We start from the raw sequence: 20,171 nt of genomic DNA, 5'->3' as shown, positions 1-20,171 counted from the left end.
GGGAATGAACAACTTACTGAAAATGGAAAAATATCAATTATCACATAATATCTTTTATTGGTGCGGTTTAATAGGGATATTTTTGATTGGTTTTTTTACCGCAGATACTTATGTCCCGGAAGCTATGGGGCCTATGGGTGGGGCTGCTACATCCCTCGCAGATATTTTTAATGGAATGGTTTACGATTCAACCTTTCTCCTGATTATTATATCCAGTATTTTAGCTCTGATTTTAGGACAGGAATTTTCCAGTCGGACGATTGATCTTGAGGTCAATGCAGGACATTCGAGAAAAACCATTTTCTTTGCTAAAGTAATCTCATACTTAATTGCATTTAATATCATGGCTCTTGTTTATCCTGTGGCTGGTTGTATAAGAGAAAGTGTCCGCTTTGGTATTACCGAAGCAGGCAACCTTTGTTATCAGGTCAGTAAGGCGATTTTATATTCTCTGCTTTTGAACAGTGCGACTTTTCTTATTGCAATCTGGATTGTTTTTTGGTTAAGAAGCTCTGCAAGAGCAATAGCTGTTACCGCTTTAGTCACTTTTGTTCTTAGCCTTTATCTTGGGTATGGAATGATGTTTGATCTTCCTGTTGCATTTTTGGCAACCTATCAGATACGGGAAGCGGTTTTTTCTGTGACCTATTTTTTGCCATGGGCCATTTTAGTTGGCGTTGTTTGGATAGTTGCTTTGATAACCTTTTCATGGATTAGCTTTCGCAAATGTGAACTCAAATAACAAGGAGGGAGGTGTCTGGAATAAAGCTGTTGTTAATTTTAGTTATCGCAGTCTTGATAGTAGTGCTTTTCAAATATGTGCAAATCAAAAGACAAATCCGTAATCTATCGAAACAAATGACCGATCTTACAACTGGAAAATCGGAAAAGATGCTGGACATCTCTCTTGTTGATAAAGATATAGAACAACTGGCCGCAGTATTAAACCAGTATAATGAAAAGCAAAGACAGTCCATTGCAAGCACATTACGGCACGAAATGTATTTGAAAGAGTCCATTGCTAATATTTCACATGACTTGCGTACCCCTCTGACGGTAATACTTGGCCATTTACAATTATTAAAAAAGGAGAATTTATCAGCAGGTCAAACACAGCGTATAGAAACCATTTATAATAAAGCAGAAAGAATGAAAGCGCTGATACAAACCTTTTACGATGTTTCTGTAATAGACGCAAAAGAAGTAACTCCTGTGCGTGAAGATTTCAACTTAACAAATTTGCTGATAAATCTTATCACAGAGAACGCCCCAGCATTGGAAGCAAAAGGCATATCTCCTGTAATTGGTCTGCCAGATCATTCCGTTTATCTCCATTCGGACTATGGTATGGTAGAACGTATTTTTCAAAATCTTATTATAAATGCTATTCGATATTCCTCTGGCTCGATTAAAATTGACTTGAAGCAAGGCAAAGAAAAGAGTGCTATTTTTATCATTGAAAATCCCATTGATAGTAAGGTGGAAATAGACCCAAACCGACTATTTGAAAGATTTTATACCGGGGACAAATCAAGGCATAATAGCGGTACAGGAGTGGGGCTTGCTGTGGTAAAACTATTAACTGACAAGCTCGGCGGCAATGTGTTCGCTAAAATTGAAAATGATACACTAACCATTTCATTGGAAATCAAATAAACAGTATTGTTTCAACTGCCGGGCGACGGCAAAGAAAAAAAGCCGTCGTACAACAGCCCTTTTGACACGCCCATAAAACCAGCGGCGGCTTTGAGAAATCAAGGCCGCCGCTTCTCTTTGCCCAGCGCAGGATCGGCGGCCCACGGAGGGAGCCGCCATGCTGATATACTGTCCCGTGACTATGAATTGGAACAGACTAACCTTACAAACCTTGTCGAATATCTTCGGCAAGAAGTCAAGGAACAGGAAAAGCAGAAAGTCAATGTCAGACAGTTTATTGCAGCGGTCAGGAAGTACACTGATATGCAGCAGCTTGACGCCTCTGTTCTCCGGGAGTTTGTGGAGAAAATTTATATCTCCGAGGTTTATACGCCGGACGAGAATGAGCCGCGCATCAAGGTCAGAGAAATCGAGATCGTCTATAACTTCATTGGTGCATTTGATTTTGAGGACGCAAGGGAGCAATCCCAAGCAGCCCAAAAAGAAAAGAAAACCGGCGTAGCCTAAACTACGCCGATTCTCTCACATAAATGTTTTCTTACGTCACCGCCCCTAAGCAGGGCTTTGTCTATAGTCTGAAATCTCCCGGAGTTTTTCCGGGAGATTTTTTTCACAGGACGCCTTTTCTGATCAGAAAATAACGCTTTTAGATATTGAGCAGATCACTGAATACCTTCAGTGCTCCGTCTGTCTCATGAGCCAGAACGCGTTTTGCAAGGACTTTACCAAGCTGGACGCCCTCCTGGTCGAAGCTGTTTACGTTCCACAGGAATCCCTGGAACATGATCTTATTCTCGAAGTGTGCAAGCAGTGCTCCCAGCGTCTTCGGATTTACCTGATCTCCGATGATGATGCTGGACGGACGGCCGCCTTCGAAGTTTTTGTTTTTATTCTCATCTGCTTTACCGCAGGCAAATGCAACGATCTGAGCTGCTACGTTTGCGCAGAGTTTCTGCTGGCTGGTGCTGCCCTGGATGTCGACATCGGTCTCCATCTGGTTATTGCGGAATCCTACAAACTGCAGCGGAACGATATCAGTTCCCTGATGCAGCAGCTGATAGAAGGAATGCTGTCCGTTGGTACCTGGCTCGCCGAAGAGAACCGGACCGGTCGGGTAATTGACCGGCTCGCCGAAGCGGTTGACCGATTTACCGTTGGACTCCATATCTACCTGCTGTAAGTGAGCCGGGAAACGGTTCAGTGCCTGGGAGTACGGAAGAACTGCAGTGCTTGGATAGCCAAGAACGTTTCTCTCGTAAACACCGATCAGCGCATCGAGCATCTCCGGGTTCTGTAATACGTCTTTGTTTGCAGAAAGTTTATCTTCTGCTGCAGCGCCCTCGAGGAATGCTGCGAATACTTCCGGTCCGAAAGCCAGGGACAGAACAGCGCCGCCGACTGCGGATGTGGAAGAATAACGGCCTCCGATGTAGTCATCCATGAAGAATGCTGCCAGATAGTCGTCGCTCTTTGCCAGCGGAGAAGTCTCACTGGTAACGGCGATCATGTGCTTGGATGCATCCAGGCCTGCATTTTTCAGAGCGTCTTTTACGAAGGACTCGTTGGTCAGAGTCTCCAGTGTGGTTCCGGATTTGGATACCAGAACGAAGATGGAATGTGCTACGTCGATCGAATTCAGAACAGCTGCTGCGTCATCCGGGTCAACGTTGCTGATGAATTTTGCTTCCATTTTGAAGCAGCCGTTTTTCTTTGCCCAGTTTTCCAGAGCCAGATACATCGCACGCGGGCCAAGGTCGCTTCCGCCGATACCGATCTGCACAACGGTGGTGAATTTTTCACCTGCTGCGTTGGTGATCTCACCTGCATGTACTTTGTTCGCGAACTCTGCGATGCGGTTCTGCTGCTCTACGTAGAAAGCACGTTTGTCTACGCCGTCTGCCGTAACGGTGTTTCCGAGCTGGCCGCGGGTCAGCTGATGAAGCACGAGACGGTTCTCTCCGGTGTTGATGACAGCACCGTTGTAAAGCTCCTCAAATTTTTCAGAAAGCTGTGCCTCTTCTGCCAGTTTTACGAGTGCGGCAAGGACATCCTCATTCACCTGTTTTGCTGCGTAGTTATACGCAAGTCCTTCTGCCATCGGAACGCTGTAAGATTTTACGCGCTCTGCTCCGTTTTCACCGGACATAACCTCGGCAAGATTGACACGCTCCACTTTTTTCAGCTCCTCAAAAGAAGCCAGTTTATCAAGATTGTTCCAGGTAACCATTGTTAAGTTCCTCCTGTTTTTTATTTTGTCTCTCTATTCCGTCTGCGGAAACATTTTTATTCCCGCTATTATACCAATGAAACAGACTGCTTGCTAAAAACAGTCTGTTTCGTGATATTTTTTTATTTTGTATAGTTATAAGAAAGAGCTCTTGCGATCTCCCACTGATATTCCGGCAGAGTCTTTGTCATGGACAGTGCCTCATCAATATCGTAATCTACATACTCACCGTTCTTGTATGCAACAACGCGGTCTGTTTTGCCTTCCAGAAGAAGGTCAACTGCGTAGGCACCCATGATGGACGCATATACACGGTCTTTACATGTCGGGCTTCCTCCACGCTGCATATGTCCAAGGATCGTTGCACGGGTCTCGATGCCGGTTGCAGCTTCGATTCTGCGCGCCATGCTGGTGGAATGGCCGATGCCCTCAGCATTTACGATGATATGATGTTTTTTGCCTTTTCTACGGTTCTCGATGATGTTGTTGATGATCTTCTGCTCATCGTAATCGTATTTCTCCGGAAGAAGAATATCCTCTGCGCCGTTTGCGATACCGCACCAAAGAGCGATATATCCGGCATTACGTCCCATAACCTCGATGATCGAGCATCTCTCATGGGAAGTGGAAGTATCTCTTACTTTATCAATGGCTTCCATTGCAGTGTTTACCGCGGTATCAAAACCGATGGTATATTCTGTGCAGGCGATATCCAGGTCGATGGTTCCCGGTACACCTACGGTGTTAATTCCAAGAGCTGCCAGTTTCTGCGCTCCTGCAAAAGATCCGTCTCCGCCGATAACTACCAGTCCGTCGATGCCGTGTTTTCTGCAGACATCTGCAGCACGTTTCTGGCCTTCCGGTGTACGCATCTCTGCGCAGCGGGCGGTATAAAGGATGGTACCTCCGCGCTCGATGGTGTCGGATACATCGCGGGCTGTCATGTCGATGATTTCTTCGTTCATCAGTCCGTCGTAGCCTTTCAGGATACCTTTCATCTGAACGCCCTTCTGCAGACCTCTTCTTACGGCTGCACGGATTGCTGCGTTCATACCTGGTGCATCACCACCGCTGGTAAGCACTCCGATTGTCTTTACCTTGTTAGTCGTTGCCATATGAATTCCTCCATCTCATCACACACATTAATAAACGAGTAGTTTTATTTATTAATCACACACAGTTTTATTTTAAAGCATTCAGGCCCTTTTTTCAATACTCTTTTCTACAACTTTCACGTTTCCGGTACCGAATTTTGCCTGAAGTGACGCCACCAGACGGGCATCTGCCTGCACATTGCGGCTCGGCGGCAGTTTTTTCATTGCTTTGATCGATTTGATGTAGAGAATCACGCTGTCCTTGCCGTCGGATTCATGCAGCATCTGGTACAGATCCGCCACTTCTCTCTCGTACGTTTCCTTGTCCGGGAACTGGATCCAGAGCTCTTTCGGGATGCCTGCAAACGGGAAAATTTTCTCGCAGATCAGCTTGCTCGGCTTATCATCCTCCGCGGAAACACGGCCCTGGATGAAGACACGCGCATCGGTCTGCATCATCGCTGCGTTTTTCTCGTAATCGCGCGGGAATACGACGATTTCCATACTGCCGACGAGGTCCTCGAGTGTGAGAAATGCCATTGTCTTGTTATTCTTTGTATATTTGATTTTTTTATCCGTGATAATGCCGCCGACAATCTCTTTCGCGCCGTCGGTGACGGATGGGAAACCCGTCTCCTCATCCGGCTGGAAGTCTGTCGTTACCGCGGAAATGTTCTTCCGCCAGCACTCCTCCTGCTCCTCGAGCGGATGACCGCTGACGTAGATGCCGAGCACCTCTTTTTCGAGCGCCAAAAGATCACTCTTTTCGTATTCTCCGACATCCGGGTACACCGTTTCATACGACCGTTTGGTCGTCTCATCTACAAAATCAAACAGACTCATCTGGCCGCTTAACGAATCTTTTTTCTCACGCGCCACATCATCGAGCACATTGGCGTAGACGAACATGAGCTGCTTTCTCGTCACGCCGAAGCAGTCGAATGCACCCGCCTTGATAAAGTTCTCGACAGTCCGCTTGTTGACTTCTTTTCCGCTCAGGCGCTCCGCAAAATCCTTTAACGAGCGGAACGGTCCGTTTGCACTCCGCTCCTCCACGATCGCCTCCATGACCGGCTTTCCGATGCCTTTGACCGCCGCCATGCCATAGCGGATCGCCTGGCCGTCCACCGTGAATTTTCCTTCGCTTCGGTTGATGTCCGGCGGCAGAATGGAAATGCCCATCTGGCGGGAACTCAAGATATACTCTGCGACTTTTCCCGGGTTATCGATGCAGGAGGTCATCAGAGCCGCCATGAACTCAACCGGGTAATAGTATTTCAGCCATGCCGTCTGGTACGATACGAACGCGTACGCCGCCGCATGGGATTTGTTGAAGGCGTATTTCGCGAAGTCGATCATCTCGTCGTAGATCTTGTTCGCTGTCTTCTCATCAATGCCGTTTTTGATACAGCCCGGCACGCCCTCGGCCTCGTTTCCATAAACGAAATTCTGGCGCTCTTTTTCCATGACGGATGCCTTTTTCTTCGACATCGCACGGCGCACCAGATCAGCCCGTCCAAGCGAATAGCCCGCCAGTGCCTGTACGATCTGCATAACCTGTTCCTGGTAGACGATACAGCCGTACGTCGGCTCCAGAATCGGTTTTAAGAGCGGTGTATCGTACGTAACGGATTCCGGGTTGTTTTTTCCTTTGATGTACTGTGGAATAAAATCCATCGGGCCCGGCCGGTACAGGGAAATTCCGGCGATGATATCCTCGAGGCTCTGCGGTTTTAACTCCTTCATGAAGTTTTTCATTCCCGCACTCTCGAGCTGGAACACACCGACCGTTTTCGATGCGCCGATCATGCCGAGCACTTTCGGATCGTTGTAATCGATGTGAAGCAGATCAATTTTCTTATTGCTGTAACGCTCTGCGAGCTTTGTCGCATTCTGAATGACGGTCAGGGTCCGAAGTCCTAAGAAGTCCATTTTCAGAAGTCCCAGTTCCTCGAGCGTCGTCATCGTGAACTGCGTGACGATCGTTCCGTCGCTTCCTCGCGAGAGCGGCACAAATTCCACCAGCGGACGCGAGCCGATGACAACACCGGCGGCGTGCATCGACGTGTGGCGCGGCAGACCTTCAAGTCTCCGTGACATGTCGATCAGATGTGCAACCTCTTCATTGCCCTGATACAGCTCCCGCAGCTCGTGGTTCATCTGCAGTGCCTTGTCGATCGTGATATTCAGTTCATTCGGAATCATCTTCGCAATCGAATCGACCTGTGCATACGGCATATCCAGCACACGGCCGACATCGCGGATGACACCGCGCGCCGCCAGTGTACCGAATGTGACGATCTGTACAACGCGGTCCTTGCCGTATTTTCTCGTTACATAGTCGATGACCTCCGGGCGGCGTTCGAAACAGAAATCCACGTCGATATCAGGCATGGTAACTCGTTCCGGGTTCAGGAAACGCTCGAACAGGAGCTGGTACCGCATCGGATCCAGCTGTGTGATGCCAAGGGTGTAGGAAACAATACTTCCGGCCGCCGATCCTCGTCCCGGTCCGACCATGATGTCGTGGTCGCGCGCAAATTTGATGAAATCCCACACGATCAGGAAGTAATCGACGTAACCCATCGTTTTGATCGTATCAAGCTCGTATTTCAGCCGCGCTTTCAGTTCATCCGTCGCCGGGTAATACCGTTCCTCGAGGCCGTCGTAGCAGAGCTTATTTAAGTATTCCCAGGAAGTGTATCCTTCCGGCACATCGAATTTCGGAAGTTTTGTGACACCAAATTCGATCTCCACATTACACCGGTCTGCAATTTTCTGTGTATTTTCGATTGCCTGCGGTGCATACGGGAAGAGCGATGCCATCTCCGCCTCGGATTTCACGAAATACTGGCCGCCCTCGTAGCGCATGCGGTCCTCATCCGTGATCTTCTTTCCGGTCTGCAGGCACAGAAGAATATCGTGGGAATCCGCATCTTCTGCGTACGTGTAGTGAATATCATTCGTCGCCACCAGCTCGATGCCGGTTTCTGCCGAGAGGCGCATCAGCTGCTGATTGACCATCCGCTGCTCCGAGATGCCGTGATCCTGCAGTTCCAGGAAGAAATTGCCTTTTCCGAAAATCTTCTCATACCGCAGTGCGGCCTCTTTTCCCATCTCGTACTGGTTCCGCACCATCGCACGCGCCACCTCACCTGCAAGGCAGGCGGAAAGCGCGATAATGCCCTCGTGATACTTTTCCAGAATCTCCATGTCGACACGCGGCTTATAGTAAAATCCATCGATAAAGCCCGCCGAAACAATCTTCATCAGATTGGAATAGCCCGTATTATTTTCCGCCAGCAGAACCAGATGGTAGTACCGGTCCTCTCCGCGGCTGGTTTCGCGGTCGAAACGGGAACCCGGCGCCACGTAAACCTCACAGCCGAGGATCGGCTTGATGCCCTGCGCGCGGGCTTCTTTATAAAAATCGATACAGCCGAACATGACGCCGTGATCGGTGATCGCGGCGCTGTTCATGCCAAGCTCCTTGACTCTGGCAACGTACTCTTTGATCTTGTTCGATCCGTCCAGAAGGCTGTATTCGGTATGTACATGTAAATGCGTAAAACTCATCGTTTTCTCCTCTATTTTCCAAAGGCATGTTCCGCTGTCTCCAAGATCGTCTGCACCAGGCTGTCCGGCTCGATCGGCTTGGTCAGATGGCTGTTCATGCCCGCTGCGCGGCATCCCTCTTTGCTCTCTTCGGAAGACTGCGCCGTCATCGGGATGATCGGGACTTGTTTTGCTTCCGGAAGCTCCATGGCGCGGATCTGCCGCGCTGCCTCAAGGCCGCCCATCACAGGCATCATCAGATCCATTAAAATCACATCAAATTCCTGCGGATTCGCCGCATACTTTTCGACCGCCTCGCGGCCGTTCCATGCCTCTTCCACCGTCGCACCGTGATCGGTCAGGTAAAACTCGGCGATTTCCATGTTGATCTCATTATCCTCGACAAGCAGAACGTGGAAGCGGACAAGCTCTTTTCCTGCGATCCGTGTCTTTACTTCCTGAATCCGCTGTCCCTCGCAGTCAATGTAAAACGGAAGCCGGAATACATACGTCGTTCCGACGCCCTGCTGGCTCGTTACCTCGATCGTGCCCTGCATTTTTTCGATCAGTTCTTTGACGATCGACATGCCAAGGCCCGTTCCCTTGTACTGCGTTCTCGCACCGGACTTCTCCTGTGTGAACGGATGGAACAGCTCTTTTTCGATAAATTCGCTGCTCATTCCGATGCCGCTGTCCGTGATGCGGAACTCGTAGACGACCCGGGTTCCGTCGCAGGAGACTTCGCCCGCATACGTATCGATCGTTCCGCCCGGCTTGTTGTACTTGATTGCATTGCTGAAGAGATTCAGCATAATCTGCCGCAGGCGCAGCGGACTGCCGATCAGTCTCGTGTGCGTCAGCTCACCGCGGTGCGTACGGTGGGTAATGCCCATCTCCGTAATCTGCGCATTGACAAGGGATGACACATCATCCATCAGATGCGTCAGGTCAAAAGAAACGCTCTCGATCGTCTCTTTTCCGGACTCCAGCTTATTCATATCGAGCACATCGTTGACGAGTGCCAGCAGATGGCTTGCGGAAAGATTGATTTTATCGAGGCAGTCGTCCACTTTTGCCTCATCCTGCCGGTTTTTGCGGATGATATCCAGCATGCCCATAATGCCATTGATCGGCGTGCGCACATCGTGGCTCATGCGGTTCATAAATTCTGTTTTTGCACGACTTGCACTATCTGCAGCTCTAAAGGCATCCTGAAGCTGTATCTTCTCCCTCTCTTCCCGGCTGTGGAACTCTGACGTATCACGGAAAAGGATCATGCCGTGTACCACAACGCTCTCCCGCTTTGTCTTTCGGTCGTAGACGGTATCCTGTGACATAAGAACCGTCTTCTGCAACCATATTCTTCTGCCGGACTCATCTGTTTCCTGATACTCCACGACTACCTGCTTATCTCCGTTTTCAAAGCGCTGCAGCAGTTTCTTCGAGGAATCCACAATGCGGTATGATTCCAATGTCTCCTCCGCGACAAACGCACTGCATTCCCCGCAGTATTTCTCGTAGGAACACGGCAGATCTATATTGAGGTCAAATTTCTTCTGCCCGCTGTGGTAAAAAATCTGCTCCAGCGAATCATTCGTCAGATCAACGGCGAACACGGCCTCGGCCGTCTCGAGAAGTGCCTCGGCGTAGTGGCTGTTTTCAATGATCGACTGTTTCATCTGTTCATAGTATTGGTCGAGCTGTTCTTTTTCATTCCGAGCAGCTTCCCCATTGGAGCGGAACCGCTCAAAGCCCATCAGAAAATGGTGCAGTCCGCCGTCCTCGGCCGCGTCGTAGAATAGAATGGTGACTTTTCCCCGGCAGAGCGCTTCCCCTTCGCTGCCCTCCTGATACTCGTACAGAATTTCTACGCTCTCTTCTCCCTTCTGATAGCACTCCTTCAGATGGGTAAGATCCAGCATTCTACGCATTTCCTTTCTCTTTTCCTCATCCGTGATGCCCTGCACAATATGCTCGGCCGCACCGGTATAGCTGCCGTCCTCGGCAAGGAAAAAGCCCGAAACGGCACGCAGAATCCGGTACTGGTCCTGTCTTGCATTGCAGTAAATACAGTTGGAAAAATGGTATCCCTTTTTCTTTACGACGTCCAGCGCTTCCAGGCTGATCTTCCGCTCTGCGGCGGATTCTTCCATCTTCGCGCGGTTTTTGTCGATATACATGTTCTGGTCCGCATGGCGGAACAGTTCCCGGATATCACAGTCTTCAAATTCCGTGGACAGTGCATAGCCTCCGGCGTAGCTGATCGGCATCTCCGGGTGCTGGCGGGAATATTCTGCCGTCTGCGTGCGGATGTGATTCATGCACGCTTCCACTTCTTCGCGGTTCAGTCCGCGCAGAATGGCAAGAAACTCATCTCCGCCGTTTCTTCCGACGAAATACTCCTCCGGGACTGCTTTTCGAAGCTGAACGGCAAAGGAACGGATATATTCGTCTCCCTTGTCGTGACCCAGACTGTTGTTGATCGTGCGCAGATTGTTGAGGTCAAACACGCAGACCGCATACACGCCGGAAATTTCTTCTCCTCCGTCGCTTTCCTCCAGAATCTCTTCGCATTTATTTTTATTTGGCAGGCCCGTCGCCTCATCGAGATAGACTTTCTTCTGCAGAATACGGTTCATCGCCGCATAGCGGACGGCCTTGATCAGCTCCATGCCGATGACAAACACCAGGCCGATGATATCTCCTACTACCACCTGCTCCAGCTTCTTCAGCGAAGACGCCATTCTCTGCGAATACGCTTCCGCAAGGCCCGTCGCCTCGTCACAAATTTTGAAAAAGGTCTCACTCTTTTCGATAATCGCGGTATTCTCATATCCTTTTTCACGCACCAGCAGAATCTCTGCCTTCAGCTCTTCAAAATATGATGCCAGCTCAGTCATCTTATCCTGAAAATCCCGGTCATCCAGGCGCACCAGATCCAGCTCGCTGCTTCCGTTCTGCAGACCGTCGATATAAGCGTTGATGTCTGCAATCATCGTATCCTGCGGTTCTCCCGCATCCTCCAGCTTGATAATCCGCTGCGTTTTTCCGCGTACCAGACCGGCATAGTTGACAACGCGGGCCGTTCCCTGTATTTTCTCGACCATCGACATAATGCAGAAAAACAGAATAATCAGAATGATCGTCAAAACCGTCATTGCGGTTTTGGAAATAAAGGATGTTTTTTTCTTACTTTTCTTTTTCTTCATCGCTCTCCATCAGATCCTGTGTCATTTTTTGTCATATAGATCATATTATAAGCGCAATCCTCTCTTCGCGCAACCGCAAACCGGGCGCAGAAAAAATTTCAAAATTTTATCTGCTGTCTGACACAAAAAAACGGACACCGGAGAGGATGTGCTTCCTGTCCAGTGCCCGATCTTTTCTTATTTTGCTTTTTCTGCCGTCCAGATTTTACCGTCGCGGATGACAACCTGTTTTTCTTTCATCAGATGGCCGACCGCGCGCTTAAATGCTGCTTTGCTGAGGCCAAATTCTCTCTGAATCACTTCCGGTGATGCTTTGTCATCAAACGGAAGGACACCTGCAAATTCCTCGATCACAGAAAGAACGCTCTCTGCATCGATTGCGATCTGCTCGTACGCTTTTCCGCGTGCGGACAGGGAGAGTTTTCCGTCCTCTTTGACTTCTGTAACGCGGCACTCAAGTTCCTGGCCGACATGATAGTCTGCCTGTGCTTCTCTCTTTGGAATCAGGCCGGAGTAGCGGTCATCAACAGCAACGAAAACGCCGAAGTTTCCGCTGATCTCGTAGATTCTTCCCTTTACGGTATCGCCTACGACGTACGGAGAATTGGTTTTCAGGAAATGGTAAACCTTCATCGTTGCGCAGAGACGGTCGCTCTTGTCGATGTAGAGGGAAACCAGAACCTCGTCACCTGGATGGAGGCGGCGGGTCTGCTGTTTAAACGGAAGAAACAGATCTTTTTCCAGACCCCAGTCCAGAAATGCTCCGATCTTTCCGGTAGCAGCTACGTTTAAGACAGCCAGCTCTCCAAGCACCAGCTTCGGCTCTCTGGTTGTCGCAATCAGACGGTCGCTGGAATCGCGGTACAGAAATACTTCCAGCTCATCTCCCTCTTTTGTTCCTTCCGGCACCTGTTTGATCGGCAGAAGAACGCGTTCCTTCTCGCCTGCTTCCCGGGTCTCCCCAAGATAAATACCGAATTCTACTTTCTTTACTACTACCAGCCTTTGCTTTCTTCCTATATTTAACATTTGACTTCCTTTCTTACTGCTCGCCGAGAGCCTTCATGCTCATCTCCTCGAGCAGGTCGCTCTTGATGTGGTACAGCTTGTCGGACAGATCCACGTAAACCTCATGCGGATTGACCAGACGTTTGGACTCCTCCCAGAGGGTATCTTTCTCTCTGGTGCAGATGTCGCGGATCTCCATAACGGATGGAGAAGTGTAGACGCATGCGCCCTTCTGGAAAATCGGAACGAGGAGCTCGCGTAAGGTGTAGGTTCCGCCTTTGATCTTCGTCTTTTTCCAGGTCTCGATCGGGTCGAAGATGATCATATCTTTGCTCTCGTCGAAGGTCTCGTCTGCAAGGCAGATCAGGTCGGCACGGATCTTTCCGGTTTCTTTATCATAAATACGATAAATCGTCTTATTGCCCGGGTTTGTTACTTTCTCGGAGTTCTCGGACAGCTTGATCTTCGGTGTGAATTCTGCATCATCTTTATCTTTTGCTGCTGCCAGCTTGTAAACGCCGCCGAATGCCGGCCAGTCACCGGATGTGATCAGGTTGGTGCCGACGCCCCAGGAATTGATCTTCGCACCCTGGGTTTTCAGGCTGTCGATCAGGTACTCATCGAGGTCGCTGGATGCGGAAATGATGGCATCGCCGAAACCTTCTGCCTCGAGCATCTGATATGCTTTTTTCGACAGGTAAGCCAGGTCACCGCTGTCGATGCGGATGCCGTAGCCCTTCATCGGTAAGCCCTCTGCTCTCATCTCTTTGAAGACGCGGATCGCATTCGGAACACCGGATTCGAGAACATCGTAGGTGTCTACGAGAAGAATGCAGGCTTCCGGATACATTTTCGCATACGTTTTGAATGCGGTGTACTCATCCGGGAAGCTCATGATCCAGCTGTGTGCGTGGGTTCCCTTGACTGGAACGTCAAACATCTGTCCGGTCAGGACATTGGAGGTTCCGATGCAGCCGCCGATCATGGCAGCACGCGCGCCGTAGATACCGGCATCCGGTCCCTGTGCACGGCGGAGTCCAAACTCCATGATGCCGTCGCCCTTTGCCGCGTAAACAACGCGGGATGCTTTCGTCGCGATCAGGCTCTGATGGTTGATCATGTTCAGAATCGCGGTCTCTACAAGCTGTGCCTCCATGATCGGAGCGACAACTTTTAAGAGCGGTTCTCTTGGGAATACGACGGTTCCTTCCGGGATCGCATAGATATCTCCGGTGAAATGGAAGCCTCTTAAATACTCCAGGAAATCATCGTTGAAAATATGGAGGGAACGGAGATAGTCGATGTCATCCGGTGAAAAGTGAAGATCGCGGACATACTCGATTACCTGCTCAAGTCCTGCACATACGGCGTATGCGCCGCCGCATGGATTCTTTCTGTAAAATGCATCAAATACCACGATCTGATCGGACGGGTTCTCGTAGTAGCCCTGCATCATGGTAAGTTCATATAAATCGGTTAACAGTGTAAGGTTCTGCGCTCTCATGCAAAATCCCCTTTCCTCATTGTGTTGTAACGGTTCCGAGTTGTATTATATTTTTGTTTTTGTTCTTTCCGATTGTACCACAATCATTGAAATTCCACAACTACGTATGACTGGCCTTTTTCGTCGTTTAAAGAGACAAAACAGCCATTTTCCATCTCTGCACGCCGCGGGCACAGGATGTCACCAAGATGCGCCTGCTGCTTGTATTCGGCACGCATCCGGTGAACGGAAAAATCCTTCGGCAGACACTCAATGGCCAGGGAGATAAACTGCGCATTGTTGACATGATGATTCGTATCGAGGTTATGCGGACGCACCGGAAACGGTTCGCCGATAAAATCTGCCTCCGGCATTTTCACCTTGCGCTCCCCAAACTCTTCGTCAAGCGGATCCTCCACTCCGTATGCGTCCATCGTCTCTTTCGGCGCGCGGACCGGATGGCCTGTTTTCATGCTGACGTATGACCAGATGGAATTGGCACACGCAAGCATTTCACCTTCTTCTGTCTCCAGGGTGAAGTTACGCATTCCCAGAAATCCCCGGAAGCCGTTGGCCCATGTGGTGATTTTCACTGCTTCGCCAAGAGACGGATAGCGGCGAATATGAATCTGCCACGCGGACAGTACCCAGGCACAGCCTCGTTTTTTAAGTTCTGCAACGCCTTCACCGATCGCCTCTGACTGAAAGGTGCTGCAGTCCTGGAAGTAATTGATCAGTCCCGGCAGGGTAAGACAACCGTCCTCACCGATTTCACTGTAGCGGATTCTGCTTGTAAAGGAATACTTCATCGTTTGGTTCCTCCTGCTGTATTTTTAATCTTTGACCGAAAATGTTTTGTCAATCGGATATTCGCCAAAGTTTCGAGCAAACACAGACTTTGGCTCATTGCCTGCACAAATCGAAAAAGGCCTCAGGTACGAGACCTGAGACCTTTCAATGAGCTGGGCTACCTGGATTCGAACCAGGAACTGACGGAGTCAGAGTCCGTTGCCTTACCGTTTGGCGATAGCCCATTGCCTTGCGACAAGATGTATAATACACTATCGCAAGAGAAAAGTCAACACCTTTTTTGAAATTTTTTTATTTTTTTCAAAAAACTGACTTTTGGAACATTTTGGAAGGGATTTGACGGCTCAACCCGGCCGTTGTCACTCTCCCGCCACGTATTTTTTGTCGATGTTGACGACACATTCATACTTCTCATCCATTTCCTTCATCAGCGCCCCGATCTGCCCGATCACGCGATCACAGTCTTTCTTCTTATAAGAATACGGGATTTCAAGATCAAAAATCAGCTTCTTTTTCTCCGCCCCGTTGATCATACGGAAATCGTGGAAGGAAAGCTCCGGATCGAGAATGGAAATTACGTTTCTTACCTTCTCCTTTGTCGCAAGAACCGTCGCATCGTGGATCTCCACCGGATCCATGTGGATGACCAGTAGAATTCCCAATTTTTCACCGACCTCATGTTCAATGCGGTCGATAATATCATGCGATACCTCGATATCGACATCTCGCGGCACCTCCGCATGGATCGATGCCATACTTCTGCCAGGCCCGTAGTTGTGGACAATCAGATCATGGGTTCCTACAATTCCTTCATAGGAAGCAACCTCTTTCATGATCCGTGCATACAGATCCGGATCCGCGCCCTGCCCGATCAGCGGTTCCAATGTATCTTTTGCAATGGAAATACCGGACCACATAACGAGTACCGCCACAACAAGTCCTGCGATTGCGTCGATATTAACCGAAAGGAAATGGCAGATCAATGTAGAAGCGATCGTTGCGCTCGTCGTGATCACGTCGCCCATGGAATCCGCCGACGTTGCCAGCATCACCTTCGACTGAATGCGGTTTCCCAGTTTTCGGTTGAAAAGCGCCATCCACAGCTTTACACCAACCGAGAGCACCAGAATCAAAAACGGAACCATCTGAAATGTAATCTCTTCCGGATTGCGAATTTTCTCCAGGGAGCTCTTTAAAAACGTAAAGCCGACTTCAATAACCAGAAACGAAACGATCAGCGCTGCAATATACTCGATCCGCCCATGCCCGAACGGATGCTCTTTGTCGGCCGGTTTGTTTGCCATCTTGACACCGACGAAGCTGATCACAGACGATGCCGCGTCCGAGAGGTTGTTGAATGCATCCGCCATAATCGCCAGAGAGTTCATTCCGGCACCGATCAGCAGCTTTGCCGTAAACAGCAGAATGTTGCAGCAGATTCCCACGATGCTTGACAAAATGCCGTAGCTCGTGCGCACATCCGCGTTGTCGGTTTTCTCATAATCTTTTACAAAACGTCTTACCAGAAAATCTGTCATGGTTCCCCCTTCTTTTAAAAAAAGGCCTCCTGCATTGCCGCGGAGCCCTTACGTTTTCTCTGTCTTTTTCTATAGTAGGCAGTGTCGGAAAAAAAGTCAAGCCTAACATATTTTCGGGATTTCTACTAATAATTACAGGGGACTCTTCCGGCAGCATTTGACAATTGAATGAGAGTTTTTCTTTTCCCTCTGCCTTTTGAGTCCCCTATAATTTGATTTTTATTTTACTTTGTAAATTTTAGTCATATCCTGCACATACAGCGGATAGAACCGATAGCCCGCAAAGTCGCTCCGAAGTGCAACCTCACATGCCATATCCTCGATATACAGGTTTGCCGCATCGTCACAGAGCAGTGTTTCCATTTTTTTGTAAAGCTCAACCTGCTCCTCTTCATCCGTACTGGTCTTAACCTGCTGATACAGTTTATCATACTCTTCGTTGCTGTAGTTGATAAAGTTCTTGGATGATGTTGAGGTAAACCGTTCCAGCAACGCGCGTCCGGTCAGATATGCCGCGTCAACGCCGACAACCGTGGACTGGAACTTCCGGTCTGCATATACATCCGACAGCCAGCTGTCCCACTCGACCTGCTGAATTTTGGCAGTAACACCGATCGCTTTAAGCTGCTCTACCAGAACCTGGGCTGTATCGATATGCTGCTGATAATTGTTCGGCACTGTAATCGTAAGCTCAAATCCATCTGGGTATCCGGCTTCTTTTAACAGTTCTTTTGCCTTCTCAATATCCTGATTATATCGCTCTGACAGTTCCGGCACATAATATTTTCCAAATGCCGGGAACATGCTGCTTCCGATGATCGTTCCTTTTCCGTCCGCAATCATATCCAGCACTTCCTGACGGTTTGCTGCATAGCAGAGCGCCTGGCGCACCTTCACATTGTTGAGCGGTTCCACGGCATTGTTCAGATACAGCGCCTGTACTAGGTTCATACCGCCGTCATAAATCGTAAAATCGGAATCTTCGGCAAGCTGCGCTGTCTGTGTGGAACTGAGACGTGCATACATGTCCAGTGTTCCGGATTTCAGGTTTGTTACGACTGCATTGCTGTCCTTGACAATTCGAAATGTTACCTTGTCCAGATACGCCTGATTTTCCGTATCCCAGTAATCGCTGAATTTTTCAAGGACAATGTTTTCCTGCGGGGACCGTGATACATAGTGGAACGGGCCTGTTCCGACCGGATCTGCTTCCAGATCTTCCACATGCTCAGGTACAATCGCCACCGTCAGATAGGCAAGAAACTCGGTGTCTGGCTCTTTTAAATAGATGTCGATCGTGCTCTCGTCCGGAATTTCAACCTTGTCTACATTGGAAAATGCCTCTACCAGAGGCGTTCCGTCTCCGTTGATACCCGCACAGCGTTCGATTGAATATTTTACATCCTCTGCAGTGACGGTCGTTCCATCGTGGAACTTGACACCATTCCGGAGCTTGAAGGTATAAACCTTTCCATCCTCCGAGATCGAATGGCTCTCTGCCACCGCATCGTTCAGATTTCCTTCTTCATCGGGCTTTACAAGGCCCTCATAAATATTGAATAGGATTTCTTTCGTTCCTGCCGCAACAGATTTGTGTGGGTCAAGACTATCCTCAATGTCCTGAGGAATTCCTACCGTGATGGAACCTCCCATAACAGGTTCCCCTGTCGGGGTTGATTCCGTTGATACCTGAGAACTTGTGGTATCGGAAGAATCTGCTTTCCCATCCTTGCCATCCTGGCATCCGCCAAGTACAACAGTAAGAGCTGCAACTAAAAGCAGCGCAAGTACGCTTCTTCTTTTCTTCATGATTTCTCCTTTTGATACGAGTTCTCTCATTTTGTAATTGTCACGCCTATTGTATCCGACCTGTTCCCAAATAGCAAGTACATTATTGTATACAATTTATTTTCCGAATCCTAAAATCACGTATATCCGCCCGCGTATTCCGGATTCTTTCCCTCGGAATGTGCCGGAAAAGATAAAAATTTTGCCGCCCGGGAATTTTAACATTCCCGGGCGGCAAACGCTTTTGCTTTTTTTCTTTTATCCTTCAATGGAGATTGTCTTTTTCTGCTCCACAGCCGGTTTTGCTTCCTTCTTCGGTACGAAGAGTTTCAGCAGACCGTGTTTAAATTCAGCCTTGATATCCTCTTCGGTAATATCCTCACCTACATAGAAGCTTCTGCTGCATGCACCTGCGTAACGCTCTTTGCGGATGTAACGGCCGCTCTCTTTTTCTTTCTCGTCTTTGTCGAGACCTTTCTCGGCACTGATGGTCAGATAACCATTTTCCAGTGTGGCCTGAACTTCATCTTTTGTGAATCCCGGAAGGTCAACCACTACCTCGTAGCCATTGTCCAGCTCGCGGATATCTGTTTTCATCACATGGCTGGCTTTGCGGCCATACAGTTTCTTTTCTGTATTCTTCATCTCTTTGTCATAATCATAGAACGGAAAATCGTTGAAAAAGTCATCAAATAAATTTTCTCCAAAAATACTAGGCATTAACATAAGTCATCGCTCCTTCTTATTCTTCTCATGGAACCTGATCCATGCTTTTTCTCCGGTTTTTCTTTTCACCGGATCTTTTTGTTTACCTGTTTCTTTGGAACGGAAAGGCTTCCGGATACCGGAGGTTTTCTTCTTTTCCTCTCTTTGTATCCCTCTTCCTTTGTTCTAGCTGTAATATAACACTTATTATTAGCACTGTCAAGAGGTGAGTGCTAATTATTTTGTGAAGATTTTGTGAAGCCTTGATTTTACGGGCTTCACAGGGATTTTTCACTTACTTTCGCACTCGATTTTCTTGATTTGACCACATTTTGACCACAAATTCTTGGAAAAATATATTCGTCTGATTTTCTTACCACATTTTACGACAACGACTTCTGGTTTATACCACAGCAGGTACGGTTTCTGGCAGATTCATTTTAGACATCTCGTTCTCCACATGAGACTTCTCTGCAATATGATTGTAGACATTCATTGTGATCTGTGCATCTGAATGTTCTTCGCTCCGCTACGGTCGGTGCTAAACGGATGTCCCCCGGACATCCAGCACCCCATCACATACTGCATAACTTTGGGATTGACATTATTCTCACCCAGTCTGGTACATCCCGTATGACGAAGGGTATGCGATGAAATAGGAGGCATCAGCTCCGGCTCTCGCTTCTCTCCTTCTGCCAGTTTGCTTTCTTTCTTATTATAGGCATTAACAATGTTTTTCAGAAAGCTGTTCACTCCCGCTGGCATAATCGGACGTCCATACTTTGTATTGAAGATGAATCCACTGCGTCCACCAATCTCTACATTACTCTGCAAACCAAGCATCAGGTTCAGCTCTCTCTGTTTACGGAACGCATCATATACCATCTGTGTCATAGGAATGTCTCTGATTCCTGCATCCGTTTTGGTTTCTGAATCATGGAAACAATATCCTTCTTCACCTTCATAATATACAAGCTGTCCACCTACATGGATCTCCCGACAAACGGTTTTCAGTGCTTTTTTCATGTTTTTCCTATTAAATTTTCCTCAGACACCTACATAAGTGAAACTTAGATTATGCCCAATACACAGTATTAT

At 48.5% G+C, this 20,171-nt stretch carries 14 protein-coding genes and 1 tRNA gene; 3 read left to right on the top strand and 12 right to left on the bottom strand.

Annotated elements, in window-relative coordinates:
* The first annotated feature begins 4 nt into the window (after positions 1-4).
* From DXD92_RS13070 to DXD92_RS13060, 3 genes are read left to right on the top strand one after another with little or no spacing between them, the layout of a single operon-like run.
* Positions 5-742 carry an ABC transporter permease gene (locus DXD92_RS13070; RefSeq protein WP_055267780.1) on the top strand — a complete coding sequence of 246 codons (738 nt, stop codon included), beginning with the start codon at positions 5-7 and terminating at the stop codon, positions 740-742.
* An 11-nt stretch (positions 743-753) separates the two neighbouring features.
* On the top strand, positions 754-1,656 hold the full coding sequence (locus DXD92_RS13065; RefSeq protein WP_055267777.1) for a sensor histidine kinase: 903 nt from the start codon (positions 754-756) through the stop codon (positions 1,654-1,656).
* 6 nt (positions 1,657-1,662) lie between these two features.
* Positions 1,663-2,163, top strand: a complete 501-nt coding sequence (locus DXD92_RS13060; RefSeq protein ID WP_117510059.1) for a DUF4368 domain-containing protein — start codon at positions 1,663-1,665, stop codon at positions 2,161-2,163.
* Between the two features lie 139 nt (positions 2,164-2,302).
* On the opposite strand, the gene DXD92_RS13055 is transcribed toward DXD92_RS13060, so the two are convergent.
* From DXD92_RS13055 to DXD92_RS13000, 12 genes are all read right to left on the bottom strand, one after another.
* Positions 2,303-3,883 carry a glucose-6-phosphate isomerase gene (locus DXD92_RS13055; RefSeq protein WP_022462042.1) on the bottom strand — a complete coding sequence of 527 codons (1,581 nt, stop codon included), beginning with the start codon at positions 3,881-3,883 and terminating at the stop codon, positions 2,303-2,305.
* Between the two features lie 122 nt (positions 3,884-4,005).
* Positions 4,006-4,998, bottom strand: coding sequence for a 6-phosphofructokinase (pfkA, locus tag DXD92_RS13050; protein WP_022462041.1), 993 nt, complete (start codon positions 4,996-4,998; stop codon positions 4,006-4,008).
* Positions 4,999-5,079: 81 nt separating this feature from the next.
* Positions 5,080-8,553: a DNA polymerase III subunit alpha gene (locus DXD92_RS13045; protein WP_118640686.1), complete on the bottom strand. Its 3,474-nt coding sequence runs from the start codon at positions 8,551-8,553 to the stop codon at positions 5,080-5,082.
* 11 nt (positions 8,554-8,564) lie between these two features.
* On the bottom strand, positions 8,565-11,741 hold the full coding sequence (locus DXD92_RS13040) for an ATP-binding protein (protein ID WP_118640684.1): 3,177 nt from the start codon (positions 11,739-11,741) through the stop codon (positions 8,565-8,567).
* A 177-nt stretch (positions 11,742-11,918) separates the two neighbouring features.
* Positions 11,919-12,770 carry a CvfB family protein gene (locus DXD92_RS13035; protein WP_118640682.1) on the bottom strand — a complete coding sequence of 284 codons (852 nt, stop codon included), beginning with the start codon at positions 12,768-12,770 and terminating at the stop codon, positions 11,919-11,921.
* 13 nt (positions 12,771-12,783) lie between these two features.
* Entirely contained in the window at positions 12,784-14,253 is a 1,470-nt protein-coding gene (locus tag DXD92_RS13030) for a nicotinate phosphoribosyltransferase (RefSeq protein WP_055218976.1), read from the bottom strand.
* A gap of 83 nt (positions 14,254-14,336) precedes the next feature.
* Positions 14,337-15,041, bottom strand: coding sequence for an acyl-[acyl-carrier-protein] thioesterase (locus tag DXD92_RS13025; RefSeq protein WP_055226261.1), 705 nt, complete (start codon positions 15,039-15,041; stop codon positions 14,337-14,339).
* A 153-nt stretch (positions 15,042-15,194) separates the two neighbouring features.
* Positions 15,195-15,266: transfer RNA gene (locus DXD92_RS13020), tRNA-Gln, on the bottom strand.
* A gap of 135 nt (positions 15,267-15,401) precedes the next feature.
* Positions 15,402-16,580 carry a cation diffusion facilitator family transporter gene (locus tag DXD92_RS13015; protein WP_055226259.1) on the bottom strand — a complete coding sequence of 393 codons (1,179 nt, stop codon included), beginning with the start codon at positions 16,578-16,580 and terminating at the stop codon, positions 15,402-15,404.
* A 219-nt stretch (positions 16,581-16,799) separates the two neighbouring features.
* A complete protein-coding gene (locus DXD92_RS13010; protein ID WP_118640680.1) occupies positions 16,800-18,389 on the bottom strand; it encodes an ABC transporter substrate-binding protein in 1,590 nt (529 codons plus the stop codon).
* 237 nt (positions 18,390-18,626) lie between these two features.
* The gene (locus DXD92_RS13005) at positions 18,627-19,094 is read right to left on the bottom strand and encodes an Hsp20/alpha crystallin family protein (protein WP_117510053.1); all 468 of its coding nucleotides are present in this window, start codon (positions 19,092-19,094) and stop codon (positions 18,627-18,629) included.
* 471 nt (positions 19,095-19,565) lie between these two features.
* Entirely contained in the window at positions 19,566-20,099 is a 534-nt protein-coding gene (locus DXD92_RS13000; protein ID WP_242857239.1) for a tyrosine-type recombinase/integrase, read from the bottom strand.
* Positions 20,100-20,171 lie beyond the last annotated feature (72 nt).

The sequence above is a fragment of the Blautia sp. TM10-2 genome, assembly GCF_003480845.1.
GTDB lineage: Bacteria > Bacillota > Clostridia > Lachnospirales > Lachnospiraceae > Fusicatenibacter > Fusicatenibacter saccharivorans.
This window is presented reverse-complemented; position numbering and strand designations above follow the sequence as displayed.

What these genes read in the sequence shown, in the direction of transcription:
- DXD92_RS13055 (WP_022462042.1), bottom strand. Translation starts at nt 3,883, where the DNA reads ATGGTTACCTGGAACAATCTTGATAAACTGGCTTCTTTTGAGGAGCTG.
- pfkA (WP_022462041.1), bottom strand. Translation starts at nt 4,998, where the DNA reads ATGGCAACGACTAACAAGGTAAAGACAATCGGAGTGCTTACCAGCGGT.
- DXD92_RS13005 (WP_117510053.1), bottom strand. Translation starts at nt 19,094, where the DNA reads ATGTTAATGCCTAGTATTTTTGGAGAAAATTTATTTGATGACTTTTTC.
- DXD92_RS13035 (WP_118640682.1), bottom strand. Translation starts at nt 12,770, where the DNA reads ATGTTAAATATAGGAAGAAAGCAAAGGCTGGTAGTAGTAAAGAAAGTA.
- DXD92_RS13010 (WP_118640680.1), bottom strand. Translation starts at nt 18,389, where the DNA reads ATGAAGAAAAGAAGAAGCGTACTTGCGCTGCTTTTAGTTGCAGCTCTT.
- DXD92_RS13045 (WP_118640686.1), bottom strand. Translation starts at nt 8,553, where the DNA reads ATGAGTTTTACGCATTTACATGTACATACCGAATACAGCCTTCTGGAC.
- DXD92_RS13040 (WP_118640684.1), bottom strand. Translation starts at nt 11,741, where the DNA reads ATGAAGAAAAAGAAAAGTAAGAAAAAAACATCCTTTATTTCCAAAACC.
- DXD92_RS13070 (WP_055267780.1), top strand. Translation starts at nt 5, where the DNA reads ATGAACAACTTACTGAAAATGGAAAAATATCAATTATCACATAATATC.
- DXD92_RS13030 (WP_055218976.1), bottom strand. Translation starts at nt 14,253, where the DNA reads ATGAGAGCGCAGAACCTTACACTGTTAACCGATTTATATGAACTTACC.
- DXD92_RS13015 (WP_055226259.1), bottom strand. Translation starts at nt 16,580, where the DNA reads ATGACAGATTTTCTGGTAAGACGTTTTGTAAAAGATTATGAGAAAACC.
- DXD92_RS13025 (WP_055226261.1), bottom strand. Translation starts at nt 15,041, where the DNA reads ATGAAGTATTCCTTTACAAGCAGAATCCGCTACAGTGAAATCGGTGAG.
- DXD92_RS13000 (WP_242857239.1), bottom strand. Translation starts at nt 20,099, where the DNA reads ATGAAAAAAGCACTGAAAACCGTTTGTCGGGAGATCCATGTAGGTGGA.